The 18899-nt window shown below is 73.3% G+C and carries 14 protein-coding genes and 3 pseudogenes; 10 read left to right on the top strand and 7 right to left on the bottom strand.

Going from position 1 to position 18899, the window contains the following annotated elements:
- Positions 1 to 139 precede the first annotated feature (139 nt).
- Both ABT238_RS18970 and ABT238_RS18965 read left to right on the top strand, forming a co-directional pair.
- Entirely contained in the window at positions 140 to 370 is a 231-nt protein-coding gene (locus ABT238_RS18970) for a hypothetical protein (protein WP_350769086.1), read from the top strand.
- Positions 371 to 453: 83 nt separating this feature from the next.
- Positions 454 to 984: pseudogene (locus ABT238_RS18965) on the top strand (GNAT family N-acetyltransferase); the annotation flags it as partial.
- Positions 985 to 1368: 384 nt separating this feature from the next.
- Here ABT238_RS18965 and ABT238_RS18960 read toward each other — a convergent pair.
- Positions 1369 to 1593, bottom strand: coding sequence for a DUF397 domain-containing protein (locus ABT238_RS18960; protein WP_350769085.1), 225 nt, complete (start codon positions 1591 to 1593; stop codon positions 1369 to 1371).
- Positions 1594 to 1696: 103 nt separating this feature from the next.
- Positions 1697 to 1930: pseudogene (locus ABT238_RS18955) on the bottom strand (Scr1 family TA system antitoxin-like transcriptional regulator); the annotation flags it as partial.
- 263 nt (positions 1931 to 2193) lie between these two features.
- On the opposite strand from ABT238_RS18955, the gene ABT238_RS18950 reads away from it, so the two are divergent.
- Positions 2194 to 3411, top strand: a complete 1218-nt coding sequence (locus ABT238_RS18950; RefSeq protein ID WP_350769084.1) for a hypothetical protein — start codon at positions 2194 to 2196, stop codon at positions 3409 to 3411.
- Here the strand turns inward: ABT238_RS18950 and ABT238_RS18945 are convergent.
- The gene (locus ABT238_RS18945) at positions 3408 to 4736 is read right to left on the bottom strand and encodes a DUF2252 domain-containing protein (protein WP_350563695.1); all 1329 of its coding nucleotides are present in this window, start codon (positions 4734 to 4736) and stop codon (positions 3408 to 3410) included. The two genes, ABT238_RS18950 and ABT238_RS18945, sit on opposite strands and share 4 nt — an antisense overlap.
- A 190-nt stretch (positions 4737 to 4926) precedes the next feature.
- Here ABT238_RS18945 and dnaE point away from each other — a divergent pair, with 190 nt between their 5' ends.
- A complete protein-coding gene (gene dnaE, locus ABT238_RS18940; protein WP_350769083.1) occupies positions 4927 to 8472 on the top strand; it encodes a DNA polymerase III subunit alpha in 3546 nt (1181 codons plus the stop codon).
- A gap of 46 nt (positions 8473 to 8518) precedes the next feature.
- Here dnaE and ABT238_RS18935 read toward each other — a convergent pair whose 3' ends face one another.
- On the bottom strand, positions 8519 to 9406 hold the full coding sequence (locus tag ABT238_RS18935) for a LysR family transcriptional regulator (protein ID WP_350563691.1): 888 nt from the start codon (positions 9404 to 9406) through the stop codon (positions 8519 to 8521).
- A gap of 72 nt (positions 9407 to 9478) precedes the next feature.
- On the opposite strand from ABT238_RS18935, the pseudogene ABT238_RS18930 reads away from it, so the two are divergent.
- From ABT238_RS18930 to ABT238_RS18905, 6 genes and pseudogenes are all read left to right on the top strand, one after another.
- Positions 9479 to 10255 (top strand): annotated as a pseudogene (locus tag ABT238_RS18930) (dihydrodipicolinate synthase family protein); the annotation flags it as partial.
- A 210-nt stretch (positions 10256 to 10465) separates the two neighbouring features.
- The gene (locus ABT238_RS18925) at positions 10466 to 11494 is read left to right on the top strand and encodes an aspartate-semialdehyde dehydrogenase (RefSeq protein ID WP_350563687.1); all 1029 of its coding nucleotides are present in this window, start codon (positions 10466 to 10468) and stop codon (positions 11492 to 11494) included.
- 258 nt (positions 11495 to 11752) lie between these two features.
- Complete coding sequence (locus ABT238_RS18920) at positions 11753 to 13012, top strand: NYN domain-containing protein (RefSeq protein ID WP_350563685.1); 1260 nt, start codon at positions 11753 to 11755, stop codon at positions 13010 to 13012.
- A 72-nt stretch (positions 13013 to 13084) separates the two neighbouring features.
- Positions 13085 to 14083 carry an ABC transporter ATP-binding protein gene (locus tag ABT238_RS18915; protein WP_350563683.1) on the top strand — a complete coding sequence of 333 codons (999 nt, stop codon included), beginning with the start codon at positions 13085 to 13087 and terminating at the stop codon, positions 14081 to 14083.
- A complete protein-coding gene (locus ABT238_RS18910) occupies positions 14080 to 14892 on the top strand; it encodes an ABC transporter permease (RefSeq protein ID WP_350563681.1) in 813 nt (270 codons plus the stop codon). Before ABT238_RS18915 ends, ABT238_RS18910 begins: the two co-directional genes overlap by 4 nt.
- 141 nt (positions 14893 to 15033) lie before the next feature.
- Complete coding sequence (locus tag ABT238_RS18905) at positions 15034 to 15840, top strand: hypothetical protein (protein ID WP_350769082.1); 807 nt, start codon at positions 15034 to 15036, stop codon at positions 15838 to 15840.
- A 52-nt stretch (positions 15841 to 15892) separates the two neighbouring features.
- Here ABT238_RS18905 and ybaK read toward each other — a convergent pair whose 3' ends face one another.
- The 3 genes from ybaK to ABT238_RS18890 form a co-directional block, all read right to left on the bottom strand.
- On the bottom strand, positions 15893 to 16387 hold the full coding sequence (gene ybaK / locus ABT238_RS18900; RefSeq protein ID WP_350563677.1) for a Cys-tRNA(Pro) deacylase: 495 nt from the start codon (positions 16385 to 16387) through the stop codon (positions 15893 to 15895).
- Between the two features lie 53 nt (positions 16388 to 16440).
- Positions 16441 to 17169, bottom strand: coding sequence for an LON peptidase substrate-binding domain-containing protein (locus ABT238_RS18895; RefSeq protein ID WP_350563675.1), 729 nt, complete (start codon positions 17167 to 17169; stop codon positions 16441 to 16443).
- A 114-nt stretch (positions 17170 to 17283) separates the two neighbouring features.
- Positions 17284 to 18864 (bottom strand): oxidoreductase, encoded by a 1581-nt coding sequence (locus ABT238_RS18890; protein ID WP_350563673.1) that lies wholly within the window; start codon positions 18862 to 18864, stop codon positions 17284 to 17286.
- Positions 18865 to 18899 lie beyond the last annotated feature (35 nt).

Below are 18899 nucleotides of genomic sequence, written 5' to 3'. Positions count from 1 at the left end.
CCGGCCCGCCGACACCTGGTTCGGCTACTCCCTCCAGAAACACCACGTCCACCTCTCCCAGGCGTTCACCCTCCTGGGACAGACCCGCGAGGCGTACGCCGAGCAGGAAGCCGCCCTCGCCCTCACCCACTCGGCCTCCGTGATGACCCGCGCCCTGCTGGCCATGGACACCGCGATCTGCCTCAACACCGATGGCGACCCGACCGCCGCGGCCACCATGGCCGTCGACGTCTGGGAACACCTGCCGAAGGCGTACCGCGACGGGCTGGTGCGCACCCGGGCCGAAGGCCTCCGCCACGCTCTGTCCGTCCCGGCCCGGCCCGGCCCACGCCCGGCTCGGCGAAGCCCTGGCCGGCTGACGGCCAGCTGATCCCAAAACCGCCGAGCGGGCAGTGGCGCTGGACTTCCCGGCGGAGCTGGACGTGCACAACGGGGGCGCCTACGGTGTCGGCCATGACCGAACCCGGCCCCGGCGCCTGGCCCCCGGCCCCGATCAGGACCGAGCGGCTGGTGCTTCGTGCGTCCGAGGCCCGGGACCGTGCGGCGTTCATCGAGCTGTTCGCCTCGCCGGAGGTGGGTGCGTACACCGGTGGCGCCCGACCGCGTGACGAGCTTGAGTGCATGGTGCCCGCGGTGCCGGGGCGGCGTCCCGGCTTCTTCGTGATCGAGCTCGACGGGGCGATGATCGGCACCGTCGAGCTCAACCGGCGGGCGGTGGAGCACCGGAGCCAGGTCCGTCCGGACACCGGGGAGGCCGAACTCGGCTACCTGTTCCTGCCGGAGGCGTGGGGGTTCGGGTACGCCGCCGAGGCGTGCGAGGCGGTGCTCGACTGGTACGCCGACGCGCTTCCCGGCGAGCCGGTGGTGCTCACCACCCAGACCGCCAACGACCGCTCGATGCGCCTCGCCGCGAAGCTGGGGTTCGCCGAGGTCGCGCGGTTCGAGGAGTGGGGCGCCGACCAATGGTGCGGCGTGCGGCCCCCCAAGGGGCTGCACGACTATCTCGCCCGTCGCTGCGAGGAGGTCGCCAAGGTGGGCTTCACCTGCCGCGACGGGCGGGAGTTCCTCGGCTGGATCGCGGAGGTCGCCGGGGACCGCGTCCTGCTGACCTGGGCCCCCGGCCCCCTCGACGACCGCGACCCCGACGACGAGTGGCTCCCCCTCACCGCCCTCCGCCCGGAAACCGCCGCCCACTACGACACCGTTTCTTCCGGCTGGATCCCTTACCCGGGCCGACTTCCTGCGCCGAGGTGGGGGTAGCGCCGGGGTCGTGGTGCGCAAGGGAGCCGGGCTCTCGGGAGCCCGGCTCGCTGGGGCGGGGGTCCGGCCGCCTTCGTCATGTGTGACGAAGGCGGCCGAGGGAGGTGTTCAGCGCAGGTGGTCGAAGGCGCCGGACTTGGCGCCGTCGAGGAGGGAGGCGATCTCGGTGCGGGTGTAGACGAGTGGGGTCTGTGTGGGGTTCTTGGAGTCGCGGATGGCGACGTACTGGCCGATCACGCCGAACTCCACACAGTTGCCGCCGCCGCTGAACGGGGACTTCGCCCAGGAGACGCCGGAGAAGTCGAGTTCGGCGGGATCGGGCTTGTTGATCACTTTCGCGTCTCCTTGAGCAGCTCGTGCAGGTGGGCATGGGTCTCAGGCGGCCCGCGGGCTCGGGGAAGCTCATGATGACGAAGGGGCCGTCCAGGCCGGGGTGAAGACCAGCGCTGAATGGGAGGACTTGCATGGTGATGTTGGTCCGCGCGCCCATGTCCAGCAGGTGTTGCAGTTGGCCGCGCAGAAGCTCGGGTGTTTCTGCGAGCCGACGAATGGCTGCTTCGTCGATGACGGCCCAGAGCTTGACGGCCTGCTCCCCCGCGAGCAGGTCGCGGCGCATCATTCTCACCTTGACCAGCTCTTCGATCTGAGGCAGCTCCAGATCGAAACGCATGACGGTCAGGACGTGGCGGGCGTACTCCTCGGGTGGGCAGGTCGTTGGCATCGGGGTTCGGGTGGCCAAGGCGGGGGCGGTGGTGATTCGGGTCGGTGATTCGCACCCGGGGTTCTTCGGTGGGCGAGTGTCGCGGGAGCCCGGGGAGCATGGGCGGGGGCTCGTCATGGTGCGGCGGTTGGCGCGGTGCTGGTGGTGGGAGCCGTTGCCGGAGGGGAAGGTGGTCTGTGCCCTGGTGGAGCTGGGCGGGGGAGGATGTGGGGGTGACGAGGATGAGTGATGGGCGGTATGCGCCGGCGGGGTCGTTGATCGGGATGGTGCAGCGGGGGCGGGGGTTGGGGGCCCGGATGGCTGTGGAGGATCCGGTGGGGGTGGCGGAGGTCGTCCATGGGTGTGTGCGGTGGGACTGGCGGTGGGACGGGCTGGATGAGCGGGGGGTGTATCTCGCGCGGCTGGTGAGGGATCTGGGGTTGCCGCTCGGGCCGGTGGTGGAGGGGTTGGCCGGGAGCCAGGAGCGGTGCGAGCGGGCGGCGCGGGTGTTGGGGTTGCTGGCGCTGAGCGGGTCGGGGGAGGCGCGGGAGGCGCTGCGGAGGTACGTGGGCGAGGGGGAGCACTGGCGGGATGTGCTGGAGGAGATGGCGCGTGGATGGCCGGTGGAGTGGTGGGAGGACCTGGGGGAGACCGCGCGGGCGCGGTTGAAGGGGGACGAGACGGATCTCTGGGGGGAGCCGTGGGTTCGGTGGGGAATGGGGACGAGGCCCCCGGAGGACGGGCCCGGGCCGGCGGATCCGCTGGTGGCGGAGACGAACGCGCGGTTGTTGGAGTTGCTGGCGGATCCGGGGGAGAGGCGGCAGTGGGGGGACGCGGTGCGGTTGTTGGCCGGGCGGGAGCCGGAGCCCGGGTTGCTGCCGTTGGTGCCGTCGTTGGGGTCGGCGGACGGGGAGCGTCCGATGCCGTTGCTGCCGCGTGCGGTGCGGCGGCTGGGGCCGGTGGCGGTTCCGGCCGCGCGGGAGTGGGCCGGGTCCGGGACGGGCTGGTTGGCGGAGCTGGGGTGCCGGGTGTTGACCGAGCACGGGGAGGTGGCGGACATCCCCGTCCTGGTGGCCGATCTGGAGCGGGACTGGGTGGAGAAGCGGTGGTGCGGGCCGGTGCACACGGCGCGGGGGTTGGCGCGGTTCGGCGTGGAGGCGCGGCAGGCGGTGTCGTTGCTGCGGCGGTTCTGGTTGTGGACTCCGCACTCGTACGAGCGGGCGGGGTATCTGGAGGCGTTGGCGGCGATCGAGCCGGCGGGGTTGGACGGGATCCATGTGGAGTGTCTGTGGGACTGTGAGGAGGCGGCCCGGTTGCTGGGGGTGAGGAAGGCGAAGGACGGGGTGGAGGTCAGGGAGAGGTTGGCGTACCTCAGGGACGACGAGATGGAGACGGCGGAGGTCAGGGCCGCCGCCGGGGAGCGGCTGGCGGCCCTGACCGGGCAGGGCTAGAGGCCCGGGATGCGGTTGTTGCGGTAGAGGTCGACGAAGAGCTGGTGGTCGGCGCGGGCCCGGGCGCCGTAGGTGTGGGCGAAGTCGACCAGCATCTCGGTGAAGCCCTTCGAGTCGCGGGCGATGGCCTCGTGGATGGCGTGCTCGGTGGAGAACGGGACCAGGGTGTGGCCGCTGGAGGACTCGTCGGCGGCCGCGTGCATGGTCGCCGTGGCGCGGCCCAGGTACTCGGTGACCGTGAGCAGGTCGGGCAGCTCGTTGAGGTCGCGCCAGTCGAGGTCGGTCGCGTACGGGGACACCTCCGCCACCAGCTGGCCGCGGCCGCGCAGGGTGGTGTGGCCGAGCCACGGGTCGCTGTGGGCCTGGAGGGCGCGCTGGGAGATCACCGTGCGGTGGCCCTCGTGCTCGAAGTAGCCGGCGATCGCCGGGTCGGTGACGTGACGCGAGACGGCCGGGGTCTGGCCCTGCTTCATATAGATGATCACATCGTTCTCGAGGGCGTCGGTGTGGCCTTCGAGGAGCAGGTTGTAGGAGGGGAGACCGGCGGAGCCGATGCCGATGCCCCGGCGGCCGACCACGTCCTTGACCCGCAGGGCGGCCGGGCGCACGAGGGAGGACGGCGGCAGGGTGGCGAGGTAGGCCTCGAAGGCGGCGAGGACCTCCGCCTTGGTGGGCTCGTCCAGCTCGATCGCGCCGCCCCCGAGGCGGAAGCGGCGGTCGTAGCCCTCGATCACGGTGTCGCCGTCGAGCAGGGAGACCCGGGTCTGCAGCCGGGCCTGCCGGAGGGTGGCCAGGATCGGGCCGCCGGTGGTGTCCAGGGTGTACGGGTCGGCGTCGCCGGTGGTGACGTGGGCCGAGATCCGGTGGCGGTAGGCGTCGGCGAAGGAGGTGACCAGCTCGGTGATGGTCGCGTCGGAGAGCGCCTTGGCGTAGCCGATCAGCGCGAGCGAGGCGGCCAGGCGCTGGACGTCCCAGGTGAAGGCGCCGACGTAGGCCTCGTCGAAGTCGTTGACGTTGAAGACGAGCCGGCCCTCGGCGTTGAGGTAGGTGCCGAAGTTCTCCGCGTGCAGGTCGCCGTGGATCCAGACCCGGCTGGTGCGCTCGTCGAGGAAGGGCTCGCCGAAGGAGGAGAAGGGCGCGGTGGTGAGGTCCGCGTAGTAGAGGGCGGCGGTGCCCCGGTAGAACGCGAAGGCCGAGGCGGCCATCTTGCGGAACTTCACCCGGAAGGCCGCCGGGTCCTGGGCGAGCAGGTCGCCGAAGGCCGTGTCGAAGACTCCGAGTATGGCCTCGGCGCGGTCCGTGGCGGGGAGCGTCTGGTGGGACATCGTGGCGGTTCCCTTGCGGTGGGTGAGTGCGGGCGGTCGAGGGGCCGGGGGCTAGAGTAGGGAGCGTGAACGCGTGAGTGACGGTCCGGGTCGGGTTGGCGACTCGGACCTCATTCATTTTCCGGCGCATCCGCCGTGACCTGCGCGTTCACCGGCCCACCTGCCAGCACGAGCCTACGGAGGCCCCGCCTTGAGCGATCAGCCGTTCGCGCATCTGCACGTTCACACCGAGTACTCGATGCTGGACGGTGCCGCCCGGCTGAAGCAGATGTTCAAGGAGGTCGAGCGGCTGGGCCAGACCCACGTCGCGATGACCGACCACGGCAACATGTACGGCGCGGCCGAGTTCCACAAGCAGGCCACGGCCGCCGGCATCACCCCCGTGATCGGCATCGAGGCGTACGTCGCCCCGGAGTCCCGTTCGAACACCAAGCGCATCCTGTGGGGCCAGCCGCACCAGAAGAAGGACGACGTCTCGGCGTCCGGTGCCTACACCCACAAGACCATCTGGGCCCGGAACAAGGAGGGCCTGCACAACCTCTTCAAGCTGACCTCGCGCTCGTACTCCGAGGGCTGGCTGGTCAAGTGGCCCCGGATGGACAAGGAGCTGATCTCCGAGCTGTCCGGCGGCCTGATGGCCACCACCGGCTGCCCCTCCGGCGAGCTGCAGACCCGGCTGCGCCTCGGCCAGTTCGACGAGGCGCTGCGGTCGGCCGCCGAGTACCAGGAGATCTTCGGCAAGGAGAACTACTTCCTGGAGCTGATGGACCACGGCCTCGACATCGAGAAGCGGGTCCGCGACGGGCTGATCGAGATCGGCAGGAAGCTCGGCATCCCGCCGGTCGTCACCAACGACTCGCACTACACCACCGAGGCCGACGCCGGCGCCCACGACCTGCTGCTCTGCGTGCAGACCGGCAAGAACCTCTCCGACCCGGACCGCTTCCGGTTCGACGGCACCGGTTACTACATCAAGTCGGCCGCCGAGATGTACGCGCTCGACCAGTCGGACGCCTGGCAGGAGGGCTGCCGCAACAGCCAGCTGCTGGTGGCCTCCCGGGTCGACACCGAGGGCATGTTCCAGTTCCGCAACCTCATGCCGCGCTTCCCGATCCCGGAGGGCTTCGAGTCCGAGGCGGACTTCTTCAAGTCCAAGGTCTGGGAGGGCATGGACTGGCGCTTCCCGCACGGGTACGACGAGGAGCACAAGAAGCTCGCCGAGTACGAGATGGACACCATCATCCAGATGGGGTTCCCGGCGTACTTCCTCGTGGTCGCCGACTTCATCATGTGGGCGAAGAGCCAGGGCATCGCGGTGGGCCCGGGCCGCGGTTCGGCGGCCGGCTCGCTGGTCGCGTACGCCATGGGCATCACCGACCTCGACCCGATCCCGCACGGCCTGATCTTCGAGCGCTTCCTCAACCCCGAGCGCATCTCCATGCCCGATGTCGACATCGACTTCGACGAGCGCCGGCGCGGTGACGTGATCCGGTACGTGACGGAGAAGTGGGGATCCGACAAGGTCGCCATGATCGTCACCTACGGCACCATCAAGGCGAAGGCCGCCATCAAGGACTCCTCGCGCGTCCTCGGCTATCCCTACGCGATGGGCGACCGGATCACCAAGGCGATGCCGCCGGACGTCATGGGCAAGGGCATCCCGCTGTCCGGCATCACCGACAGCAGCCACCCGCGCTACAGCGAGGCCGGCGAGATCCGCGGGCTGTACGAGACCGACCCCGACGTGCGCAAGGTGATCGACACCGCGCGCGGCATCGAGGGCCTGATCCGCCAGCCCGGCGTGCACGCGGCCGGCGTCATCATGTCCGCCGAGCCGCTGACCGACCACATCCCGGTCTGGACCCGGCACACCGACGGCGTCACCATCACGCAGTTCGACTACCCCACCTGTGAGGGCCTCGGCCTTCTCAAGATGGACTTCCTCGGCCTGCGCAACCTGACGATCATGGACGACGCCGTCAAGGCGATCGAGAAGAACAAGGGCATCAAGATCAACCTTCTTGAGCTGCCCCTGGACGACAAGCCGACCTACGAACTGCTGGCGCGCGGCGACACGCTCGGCGTCTTCCAGCTCGACGGCGGCCCGATGCGCTCGCTGCTGCGGCTGATGAAGCCCGACAACTTCGAGGACATCTCCGCCGTACTGGCGCTCTACCGGCCCGGCCCGATGGGCGTCAACTCGCACACCAACTACGCGCTGCGCAAGAACGGGCAGCAGGAGATCACCCCGATCCACCCGGAGCTGGAGAAGCCCCTGGAGGAGGTGCTCCGGCCCACCTACGGCCTGATCGTCTACCAGGAGCAGGTGCAGAAGGCCGCGCAGATCCTGGCCGGCTACTCGCTCGGCCAGGCCGACCTGCTGCGCCGCGCCATGGGCAAGAAGAAGAAGGAGATCCTGGAGGCCGAGTTCGTCCCGTTCCAGAAGGGCTGCCGGGAGCGCGGCTACTCGGACGCGGCGATCCAGGCGGTGTGGGACGTCCTCGTCCCCTTCTCCGGCTACGCGTTCAACAAGGCGCACACGGCGGGCTACGGGCTCGTCTCGTACTGGACGGCGTACCTCAAGGCCAACTACCCGGCCGAGTACATGTCCGGCCTGCTGACCTCGGTGAAGGACGACAAGGACAAGTCGGCCGTCTACCTCAACGAGTGCCGCAAGATGGGCATCAACGTCCTGCCGCCGGACGTCAACGAGTCGGACGCGGACTTCACCCCGCACGGTGACACCACCGTCCGGTTCGGCCTGACCGCCATCCGCAACGTCGGCGGGCCGGTCGTCGAGTCGATGATCCGGACCAGGAAGACCAAGGGGAAGTTCTCCTCCTTCCCGGACTTCCTGGAGAAGGTGGAGTCGGTGGTCTGCAACAAGCGGACCGTCGAATCGCTGATCAAGGCCGGTTCCTTCGACTCGCTCGGGCACACCCGCAAGGGCCTGACCGCGCAGTTCGAGCCGATGATCGACAACGTCGTCGGGATCAAGCGCAAGGAGGCCGAGGGCCAGTTCGACCTGTTCGGCGGCGACCCGGCGAGCGACGAGCCGAGCTTCGGGCTGGACGTGGTCTTCTCCGAGGAGGAGTGGGAGAAGTCCTTCCTGCTCACCCAGGAGCGGGAGATGCTCGGCCTGTACGTCTCCTCGCACCCGCTGCACGGCATCGAGCACGTGCTCGCCGACAAGGCGGACTGCGCGGTGGCGGACCTCGCCGAGCGGCCGGACGGGACGATCGTCACCATCGGCGGCATCATCTCGGGCCTCCAGCGGAAGATGACCAAGCAGGGCAACGCCTGGGCGATCGCGACCGTCGAGGACCTCGCCGGCTCGATCGACTGCATGTTCTTCCCGGCCAGCTACCAGCTGGTCTCCTCGCAGCTGGTCGAGGACGCGGTGGTGTTCGTCCGCGGCAAGCTGGACAAGCGCGAGGACGTGCCGCGGCTGATGGGCATGGAGCTGTCCGCCCCGGACCTGTCGAACGCCCACGCCGAGGCGCCGATCATCATCAGCATCCCGAGCGGCAAGGTGACGCCCCCGCTGGTGGCGCGGCTCGGCGAGGTGCTGAGCAGCCACCGGGGGACGACCGAGGTGCGGGTGCGGCTGGAGGAGCGGAACAAGACGACCGTGCTGCGGCTGGACCGGCACCGGGTGAAGTCGGATCCGGCGTTGTTCGGCGACCTGAAGCAGCTGCTCGGCCCGAGCTGCCTGGCGGGCAACGGGGCGGCGTAGCGCGATCGGCCGCCCGTACCCGGCCACCGGTACGGGCGGCCGTCGGCTACGCGGAGTTGCGCAGCGGGGCCGGGACGGCGGTGTGCAGGGCGGAGACGAAGGCGGAGATCGCGGGGTGGGCGCCGGCGCCCGCGCGGAACGCGGTGCGGGTGCGGCGGTACATCGGCAGCCGGGTGAGCACCACCCCGGGCGGGAGCGGGTCGATGCCGAGGTGCGGGACCAGCGCGACCCCCTGACCGGCCGCGACCAGCGCGAGCACGGTGACGAAGTCGTCGATCTGGTGGCGGATCCGGGGCGCGAAGCCCGCGCTCTCGCAGGCCCGGACGGCCATGCTGTGGCACAGGGTGCCCGGCGGGGCGAGGATCCACGGCTCGGCGCGCTGGTCGGCGACGGTGCCGGTGGCGCGGGCCGCCAGGTACATCGGCTCGGTGAAGATCGGCCGGGTCAGCGCCAGGCCGGGCTCCGGGTCGGCGGGCACCAGGTCGTACTCGTGCACCAGCGCCACGTCCAGCTCGCCCGCGCGCAGCGCCGCCGCCACCGCGGCCGGGTCGACCTCGGTGACCATCGGCTCCAGCCCCGGGTGCCAGCCGGCCAGCTCGGCGAGGACGGCGGGGATGATCGCGCGGGCCGCCGACGGGTAGGTGCCGATCCGCAGCGGGCCGGCCAGCCCCTCGCGGGCGTGGGCGAGTTCGGCGTCGGCCTGTTCCAGCCGCTCCAGCACGGCCTCGGCGTGCCGGACCAGGTTGCGCCCGGCCGGGGTGAGGGTGACCCGGCGGCCGGTGCGCTCCAGCAGCGGGACGCCGGCCTCCTTCTCCAGGACGGACAGCTGCTGGGAGACCGCCGAAGGGCTGAAGCTGAGGGCCTCGGCGACGGCGGCGATGGTGCCGAGGTGGGCGAGTTCGCGCAGCAGGCGCAGGCGTCGGACGTCGAGCATCGGCTCAGCTTACGAGAAGCTTCGGAAACGTGAACTGGACCTGGGGGATCGGCGGGCCCGAGGATCGTGGGCATGGAACTCAAGGGCATTCTCGTCCCGCTGGTCACCCCGTTCGCGGCCGACGGCTCGGTGGCGCTGGACGCGCTGGAGAAGCTGGCCGGCTCGGTGCTGGACGACGGTGCGGCGGGGCTGGTCGCGCTCGGCACCACCGGGGAGCCGGCCGCGCTGAGCGCGGACGAGCGGCGCGCGGTCACCGAGGTCTGCGCGGCGGTCTGCGCGGCGCGGGGCGTGCCGCTGCTGGTCGGCGCGGGCGGGCCGGGCACGGCCGCGGCCGCCGAGGAGCTGGCCGCGCTGGCCGGGCGGGTGCCGGGGGCGGCGGGCGCGCTGGTCACCGTGCCGTCCTTCGTGCGGCCGGGCGAGGCCGGGACGGTCGCGCACTTCCGGGCGCTGGCCGAGGCCAGTTCGGTGCCGCTGGTGATCTACCACATCCCGTACCGGACCGGGCAGCCGCTGTCGGGCGCCGCGCTGCTGGAGCTGGCCGCGCTGCCGAACGTGGTGGGCGTCAAGTACGCGACCGGCGGGGTGGACCAGGCGGCGGCGGAGCTGCTGGCGGCCGCGCCGGCCGGGTTCTCGGTGCTGGGCGGGGACGACGCCGTCCTGGCGCCGCTGCTGGCGCTGGGCGCGGACGGCGGCATCCTGGCCTCCGCGCACCTGGCCACCGCGCGCTTCGTGGAGCTGGCCGCGGCCTGGCGGGACGGGGACGTGGAGCGCGCCCGGTCGCTGGGGCACCGGCTGACCGCGCTGGCGGTGGCGGCCTTCGCCGCGCCGAACCCGGCGGTGGTCAAGGGTGTGCTGCACGCGCGGGGGCGGATCCCGACGCCGGACGTCCGGCTGCCGCTGCTGCCGGCCGGACCGGCCGAGGTCGGGCGGGCGCTGGAACTGGCAAATGGTCTGGACCACCGAGGACCACAGGATGGAATGCCGGGCCGTCCGGTGCCGGTGACAAGGCATGATGGGCGGAGTGCGGCTGTGAGCGGCAAGATCAAGAGGAGTAGTCGGATGAAGATCGGCATTGTCGGGGCCACCGGCCAGGTGGGCGGCGTGGTCCGCGAGATCCTGGCCCAGCGCAACCTTCCGGTGGAGCAGCTGCGGCTGTTCGCCTCGGCCCGTTCGGCCGGGCGCACGCTGCCCTGGCAGGGCACCGAGATCACCGTCGAGGACGCGGCCACGGCCGACTACGCTGGCCTGGACATCGTGATCTTCTCGGCCGGCGGCGCCACCTCCAAGGCGCTCGCCCCCAAGGCCGCCGCCGCCGGCGCCGTCGTCATCGACAACTCCTCCGCCTGGCGCCGCGACCCCGAGGTCCCGCTGGTCGTCTCCGAGGTCAACCCCGGGGCGATCGCCGACCGCCCCAAGGGCATCATCGCCAACCCGAACTGCACCACGATGGCCGCCATGCCGGTGCTGCGCCCGCTGCACGAGGAGGCCGGTCTGGCCGCCCTCGTCGTCTCCACCTACCAGGCCGTCTCCGGCAGCGGCGTGGCCGGCGTGGCCGAGCTGCGGGACCAGGCGGCCAAGGTCGTCGACGGCGCCGCCGCGCTCGCCCACGACGGCTCGGCGGTCGACTTCCCCGAGCCCAAGGTCTACCAGCGCCCGATCGCCTTCAACGTCGTCCCGCTGGCCGGCTCGATCGTCGAGGACGGCTCCAACGAGACCGACGAGGAGCAGAAGCTCCGCCACGAGAGCCGCAAGATCCTCGGCATCCCCGGGCTCAAGGTGGCCGGCACCTGCGTGCGCGTCCCGGTCTTCTCCGGCCACTCGCTGCAGATCAACGCCCGCTTCGAGCGCCCGATCAGCCCCGAGCGCGCGGTCGAGCTGCTCACCGGCGCCCCCGGCGTCGAGCTGAGCGACATCCCCACCCCGCTCCAGGCCGCCGGCCAGGACCCGAGCTACGTCGGCCGCATCCGCGTCGACGAGACGGTGGAGAACGGCCTGTCGCTGTTCGTCTCCAACGACAACCTGCGCAAGGGCGCCGCGCTCAACGCGGTGCAGCTCGCCGAGCTGGTCGCCGCCGAGCTCAAGGGCTGAACCGCCGCACGCCCCGCGAGGGCCCCCGTCCCCGATCCCCGGTACCCGGAATCGGACGGGGGCCCTCGTCGTGCTGGGGGAACAGTGGCGACGGCCGGGGTTCGGCGGGCGGATCCGGGGGAAAAAGCTGACCCAACGATCGGGCGGCTGCGGGCACCCCCTCACCCCACCCGCCCGGGCGCCGGGCGTACGCGCCCACCCCGGCACCGTCGGTCCCGGCGGAGCCCCACCCCGAGGGCGAGCGGAAAGAGGTGCGCGATGGACCGCTGTGTCGTCCTGGTGGACGCCGGATACCTGCTGGGCGCCGCCGCCAGCCTGCTCGCCGGTGACCCGTCCCGCTCCAAGGTCACCGTCGACCACACCGCGCTGATCGCCGCCCTGCGCGAGCGCGCCGAGGCCGAGACCGGCCTGCCGCTGCTGCGGATCTACTGGTTCGACGCCGCGCCCGAACGCCGCCCGATGCCCGAGCACCGGCGGCTGCGCGTCCTGCCCCGGGTCACCGTGCGGCTCGGCGCGCTCACCCGGGCCGAGGGCCGCTGGGTGCAGAAGGGCGTCGACGCCGCGATGCACGCCGAGCTCTCCGAACTCGCCCGCAACCGGGCCTGCGCCGACGTGGTGCTGATCACCGGCGACGGCGACCTGCTGCCCGGCATGATGTCCGCCAAGGAGCACGGCGTCGTCGTCCACCTCTGGGCGCTGCAGGCCGCCGACGGAGACTTCAACCAGTCCGAGGACCTCGTCGGCGAGGCCGATGAGCGGCGGGTGCTGGACCGCGAGTGGATCGAGGGGTCCTTCAGCCTGCGCGACACCTCCAGCGTCTTCCCCGGCCCCGGTGCCCGGCACGACATCGCCAAGATCCTCGCCGCGCCGCCCGCCGCGCCCCCCGGCGCCCTGCCGGGCCCGCTGCCCGCGGCCCAGGTGCCCGGCCGCCCGGCCGCCGAGGAACCCGCCGTGGCCGTCGCCGCCGTGGCGGCCCCCGCCGTCAACGGGCGCCCCCAGCCGGCCGCCGCCGGGCTCAAGGTGGTGCCCACCCCCAAGGACCTCGCCGGGCGCAGCGCCGACCGGCAGGCCGCCGTCGCCTCCCAGCCGCAGACCGGCCCGGTGCTGCGCTGGTCCTCCGACCGGGGCTGGATCGACCGGCCGGTCGCCGAACCCGCCGTCACGGCCGGGGACGGCCTGCCCACCCTCGCCCAGCTCACCACCGCCGAACAGCGCTGGGCCGACCGCGAGGAGGACATCACCTCCATCGGCGGCGACGCCCACGAGGTGGGGCAGGTCTTCGCCCGCCGCTGGACCAGCCGGATCGGCGACGCCGAACGGCTCGCCGTCCTGTGGCCCGGCTACCCGCGCATCCCGCACCGGGTGGACGGCGAGCTGCTGCGCTACGCCGCGCGCTTCGGGCTGCTCGCGCACAAGGACGACCAGATCGACGAGCACGACCGGTACGCGATCCGGGCGGGCTTCTGGAAGGAGCTCGCCGCCCGCGTCCCCGGCGGTGACCTGCTGGTCGACGACTAGAAGCCCTCTCCCGGGGGCGGGGCGGGGCCCCGTTGTCCGGTTCGCCCGTCGCACCGCGTAGAGTCGTCGGTCGTGAGTGAGACGGCCGGGCGGGCACCCCAGGAGACCTCGCCGTGCTGTGCCGTACGCGACCTTGTACGGACGTACCGCGCCGGGCGCGGAGCCTCCGCCACCGAGATCCGGGCCAACGACGGCATCAGCCTGACCGTCCGGCAGGGCGAGATCTTCGGCCTGCTCGGACCCAACGGCGCGGGCAAGTCCACCCTGGTCCGCCAGCTCACCGGCCTGCTGCGGCCCGACTCCGGCAGCATCGAGATCCTCGGCCACGACGTGGTCCGCCACCCCGAACGGGCCGCCCGGCTGCTGGGCTACCTCGGCCAGGAGTCCACCGCGCTGGACGAGCTGACCGTCGCGCTGGCCGCCGAGACCACCGGACGGCTGCGCGGCCTGGGCCGGGCCCAGGCCCGCGCCGCCGCCGACGAGGTGATCACCGAACTCGCCCTGGAGCCGCTCGCCCACCGGCCGCTCGCCAAGCTCTCCGGCGGCCAGCGCCGGCTCGCCTGCTTCGCCGCCGCCCTGGTCGGCGACCGGCCGCTGCTGGTCCTCGACGAGCCCACCACCGGCATGGACCCGGTCGCCCGGCGCGCCGTCTGGTCGGCGGTCGAACGCCGCCGGGCCGAGCGCTCCGCCACCGTCCTGCTGGTCACCCACAACGTGATCGAGGCGGAGACCGTGCTGGACCGGGTCGCCGTGGTCGACGAGGGCCGGGTGATCGCCTGCGACACCCCCGGCGGCCTCAAGGCGCTGGTCGACGGCGACGTCCGGCTGGACCTGGTCTGGCGGGACGAGGCGCCGCTGGCGGTGCCCGCGGTGGCGGCGCTCGCCGAACGGGCCGAGCGCACCGGCCGCCGCTGGACCGTGCGCACCACCCCCGAGCAGGCCCGCGAACTGGTCGCCGCCGTCACCACCGGCCCGGCCTTCGCGGCCCTGGACGACTTCACCCTGGCCACCCCGAGCCTTGAGGACGCGTACCTCAAGCTGGGCGGCCGCCACGGAGGACTGGCCAAGTGACGCTGCTCTCGGCACCGCCGCGGACCACCCCGGACGCGGCCGGCGGGCCCGCCCCGCTGGCCCCGGCCGCCCGGCTGCTGCCCGCCCTCGCGGCGGTCTACCGGGCGCAGCTGGCCCGGGCCCGGGTGGCGCGGATCCCGCTGCTGTTCGTGGCGACCTTCCAGTCGCTCGGCATCCTGGTGATGATGCGGGGCGTCGTCGAGCCCGGGCAGACCTCGGCCGCCCGGTACGTGGTGTCCGGCTCCAGCGTGCTGGTGGTCGCCTTCGTGGCGCTCAACCTGCTCGCCCAGTACTTCGGCCGGCTGCGGGCCAGCGGCGGGCTGGACCACTACGCGACCCTGCCGGTGCCGGCCGCCTCGGTGGTGCTCGGCGCGGCGGCCGCGTTCGCCTCGTTCACCCTGCCGGGGACGCTGGTCACGGCGGCGGTCGGCGCGGTGATGTTCGGGCTGCCGCTCGGGCAGCTGTGGGTGCTGCTCGCGGTGGTGCCGCTGGCCGGCGCGGCGCTCTCCGGGCTCGGCGCGGCCTGCGGGCTGCTGGCGCCCAAGCAGGAGATCGCCACCATGCTCGGGCAGCTGGGCATGTCGGCGGCGCTGCTGCTCGGCGTGCTGCCGGTGGACCACCTGCCGCAGCCGGTGCTGTGGCTGCGCGACCTGCTGCCCTCCACCTACGCGGTGGAGGCCTTCGCCCGGACCTTCCACCCCTCGCCGGACTGGGCGGCGGTGGTCGGGGACCTCGCGGTGTGCGCCGGGGTTGGCGTGGTGTCGCTGGCCGTCGCCACCTGGGCGTACCGGCGGGCGACCCGACGGTAGGGCCCGACTCCTGGATTCCGCGGCCCGGCATGGCGCGGCCCCGGAGAGGAGCCGCGGGACAGGCCCTGACGGCGGGGGGACGGTCATCCGGTCGGTGGGCGGCCGGGCCGCGGGGGCGGTGACCGTGAAACGATGGGGGGTGTGACCGTACCGAACACACCTCCGGACCCCGCGCGCGCCGACGGCACCGATGCCGTGGCGGACGCCGTGCCCGCGGACGCCGTGCCCGCTCCGTACGCCGCGCCCGGTCCGCACGCCGCGCGTGATCCGTACGCACCGCCGCCCGGGCCGGACCTGGTGACCGGGAAGGCGGGGCCGGCCCAGTCGCCGGCGCAGCGGCTGATGCCCGAGCTGAGGGTCGGGGCGGCCACCCTGCTGGCCTGCCTGGTGCTGGGCGTCGTGATGGGCGGGCTGTGGGCCTGGCTGGCGCCCAAGGTGCCGCTGGTGGTGGACGGCAACAAGATCCTCTACGGCGACCCGGAGGGGGAGCAGCGGGCCGGGGCCGACAGCGTCTTCGTGCTGATCGGCCTGGGCATGGGCATCCTGACGGCGCTCGGGGCGTTCCTGGTCACCCGCAAGCGGGGCGGCGGGATCGCGGTGGCGGTCGGACTGGCCGTCGGCGGACTGCTGGCGTCGGTCGGGGCGTGGGGGCTCGGGCGGTGGCTCGGGCCGAGCCGCGATTTGATCGGCGAGGCGCGGCGGGTCGGCAACGGCGGACACTTCCAGGCGGACATCGACCTCGGGGCGTACGGCGCGGTGCTGGCCTGGCCGATGGCGGCGATGGTGGTGCTGCTGGCGCTGTCGGCGGCGTTCGGGAAGCGGGAGGAGGACCCGCCGCCGTACTGGGTGCCGGGGCCGCCGGCCGTGGACGCGGGTGCGGGCGCCGTCCCGGGCACGGGAGCGGGTGCGGCCACGGGCGTCCCGGCGGAGGACCGGCGGGACGCCTGAGGATCCGGGGCCGGTGCGCGGCGCACCGGCCCCGCGGCGTGTCCGGGCCCGGTCAGCGGGCGATCGGGGCGGTGCTGGCGCTGGTGAGGCCGACCAGGTGGGCGGGGGAGAGCTCGACCTCCAGACCCCGGCGGCCGGCCGAGACGTAGACCGTGGGGTGGTCGAGGGCGCTGGCGTCCACGACGGTGCGCAGCGGGCGCCGCTGACCGAGCGGGGAGATGCCGCCGCGGACGTAGCCGCTGCTGCGCTCGGCGGCCGCCGGGTCGGCCATCGCGGCGCGCTTGCCGCCGACCGCCGCCGCCAGGGCCTTGAGGTCGAGCTGGCCGACGACCGGGACCACGCCGACGGTGAGGACGCCGTCGACGTCGGCGACCAGGGTCTTGAAGACCCGCTCGGCCGGGACGCCGAGCGCCTCGGCGGCCTCGGCGCCGTAGGAGGCGGCGGCCGGGTCGTGCTCGTAGGAGTGGACGGTGAACGGCACGGCGGCGGTCTCCAGGGCGACCGTCGCGGGCGTGCCCTGGCCGCCCTTCTTCGGCTTCTTGGCCACGGGGGCTCCCGCAATCGGTGGGCTCGGTGGGTGGGCTCGGTGGGTGGGCTCGGTCAGTTGGGGCTGAAGGACTGGCGGGTGAGGTGGACGGCGGGCAGCGAGGGCAGCCAGCCGAGCACCGCCGTCTCGCGGCGCAGCAGGTCGAGCTCGGTGCGCAGCCGCTGGGCGTTGTCGGGGCAGGCGAGCAGCTGCTGCTTGAGCGGCACCTCCAGGACGGCGGCCGCGGCGACCAGGTAGGACAGCACCTGCGGGTCCTCGGGCAGCTCCTGGCGGCCGACGGTGCTGGCCTCGCGGGCGCCGGCGAGGCGGCGCTGGTAGGTGCGGAAGACCCGCTCGACCTCGGCGGCCAGCGCGCCGGAGCCCTCGCCGGTGCGCTCCTCGATGGGTTCGAGCTCGCCGGTGAGGTACGGCCCGCCGACGTCGACGGAGCGGAGCCAGAACCGGGTGGTGCCGGTGACCAGCAGCTCGTACCGGCCGTCCGGCTGCGGCTGGACGGAGGTGACGTCGGCGACGCAGCCGACGTGGTGCAGCGCCTCCAGCGGGTCGCCGGTCGCGGTGCCCAGGCCGTCCAGCGGCCCGGCCGGGCCGTCCTCGGGACGGACCGGGGCGGTCTCGCGGCCGTCCTTGATGGCGAGCACGCCGAAGCGGCGCGGCTGGTCCTCGGGTTGTTCCAGCAGGTCGGCGACGAGACGGCGGTAGCGCTCCTCGAAGACGTTCAGGGGCATCACCAGTCCCGGGTAGAGGACCGTGTTCAGCGGGAAGAGCGGAAGCCGTTCTGTCACGGCGGACAGCGTAGTTCCCTTGACCCGCCGGGCGTCCACGGCCCTGGACCCGGCTGCCCGCGGCCCGGTCGTCCGAGGCCCGGTCACCGGCGCCCGGGTCGTCGCGCGCCCCGGCTATCCGCGCTGGAGCATCCGGCTGGCGCCGGCGGCGACCGTGGTGGCCAGCACCCAGCCGACGACGACCAGGCCGGAGGAGATCCACTGGGCGGTGCCGCCCGGGTTCCAGCCCTTCTGGCCGAGGTCGACGACGGGCAGCAGCTGGCCCAGCGCGTACAGCACCGGGTTCCAGTGCGGGCGTTCGTCGGCCTTCAGCGGCTGCGGCGCGTGGGTGGCGAAGTAGAGGCTGCCCAGGGCCCAGGCGAGCAGCATCCAGAGCGCGGCCCGGCCGGGCCGGAAGCCGTAGCCGACGGTGACGTCCTGGACCCGGCCCCAGATCCGGGCCGGCAGCGGCAGGGTCTGCCGGCGGCGGCGCTGCTTGGCGTAGAGCACCTCGCGGGCGTCGTCGTCGGCGCCGTCGCGGCGCAGGGCGGCGGCCAGTTGCTCGTAGGACTCGGGCTGGAACTCCACGGAGGAACGTTCCAGCCAGCCGATCCGATCGTGGACGGGGAACGGCACGGCCGGGCGCAGGCACTCGTAGGTGAACCCGGTCAGGCCGACCGCGCCCTCCCGGGGCCAGGAGCCGGGCGCGTCGACGAGGTTGCCGACCCGGGCCCGGGACAGCGAGACGGCGCCGCCGCCCGGGAAGCGGCAGGTGAAGCGCAGCTCCGGGGTCTGGATCCGGCGCAGGGTCACCTCGTCGCCGTCGGTCAGGTGGAACTCGGCGTCGGAGAGCAGACAGGCGTTCTCGAAGCGGCCGTCGGAGAGCCGGACCTGGCCGAAGGCGCGGAACGGCGTGCTCGGCGCGTCCGGCGGCGGGACCTCGCCGTACCCGGAGCCGTAGTAGGTCTGCGACCCGTACCAGCCGCCGTCGGCCGAGCCGCTCAGGTACAGGGTGTGGCCGACGGTGACCCGTACGGCGTTCAGGGCGTTGCGGTTGCCGGGCACGGCGCGCAGCTGGGCGCCGCGCAGCGAGAGCCGCCCGCCGATCCGGGCGGTGCGCAGGCTGACCTCGCCCTCGGCCTCCAGCCGGTCGGCCTCGCAGTCCTGGCTGACCGCGATGCCGTCGGCGGACAGCGCCCGGCCGAACCGGTCGCCGCCCAGCACGGCCTGGTTGATCAGCAGGTCGGTGCCGATCCGGGCGTCGGTGAGCCGCACGCCCTGGCGTATCCGGCAGCGGGCCAGGTGGAGGTCCCCCGAGGTGGCCAGCCGGGAGGCCTCCAGGCGGGGGATCAGGCAGTTGATGAAGCGCAGCGTGCCGGCCTCGGCCTCGGAGATCAGGATCTTCTGGTCGAAGCGGCAGTCGTGCAGCTCGACGTAGTGGCCGATGGTGCCGCCGGCGAGGTCCAGCGGGCCGGTGACCAGGGCGCCGGTCAGCTTGAGCGAGGCGACCCGGCCGGGGACGGGGGCGGGCCCGTCCAGCAGCAGCCGGGCGAGCACCCGGGCGCGGACCGTGCGCCCGGGGCCCCAGACGGCCTCGCCGAACGGGTCGTCCTCGGCGGCCTCGCCGCTGCGCAGGTCGTGGATCCGGCCGAGCCGGAACGCCTGCCAGAGTGCCTGCTCGGCCGCCGTCCAGTCCTCCGGTGCCCGATCCGTCATGCTTCCCCCCGAATCCCACGGCCTCCCCCGGGCCG

This window comes from Kitasatospora sp. NPDC001527 (assembly GCF_040298605.1).
Classification (GTDB): Bacteria; Actinomycetota; Actinomycetes; order Streptomycetales; family Streptomycetaceae; genus Kitasatospora.
Note: the sequence above shows the minus strand (reverse complement) of the source record. Positions and strands in the feature narration are given on the sequence as shown.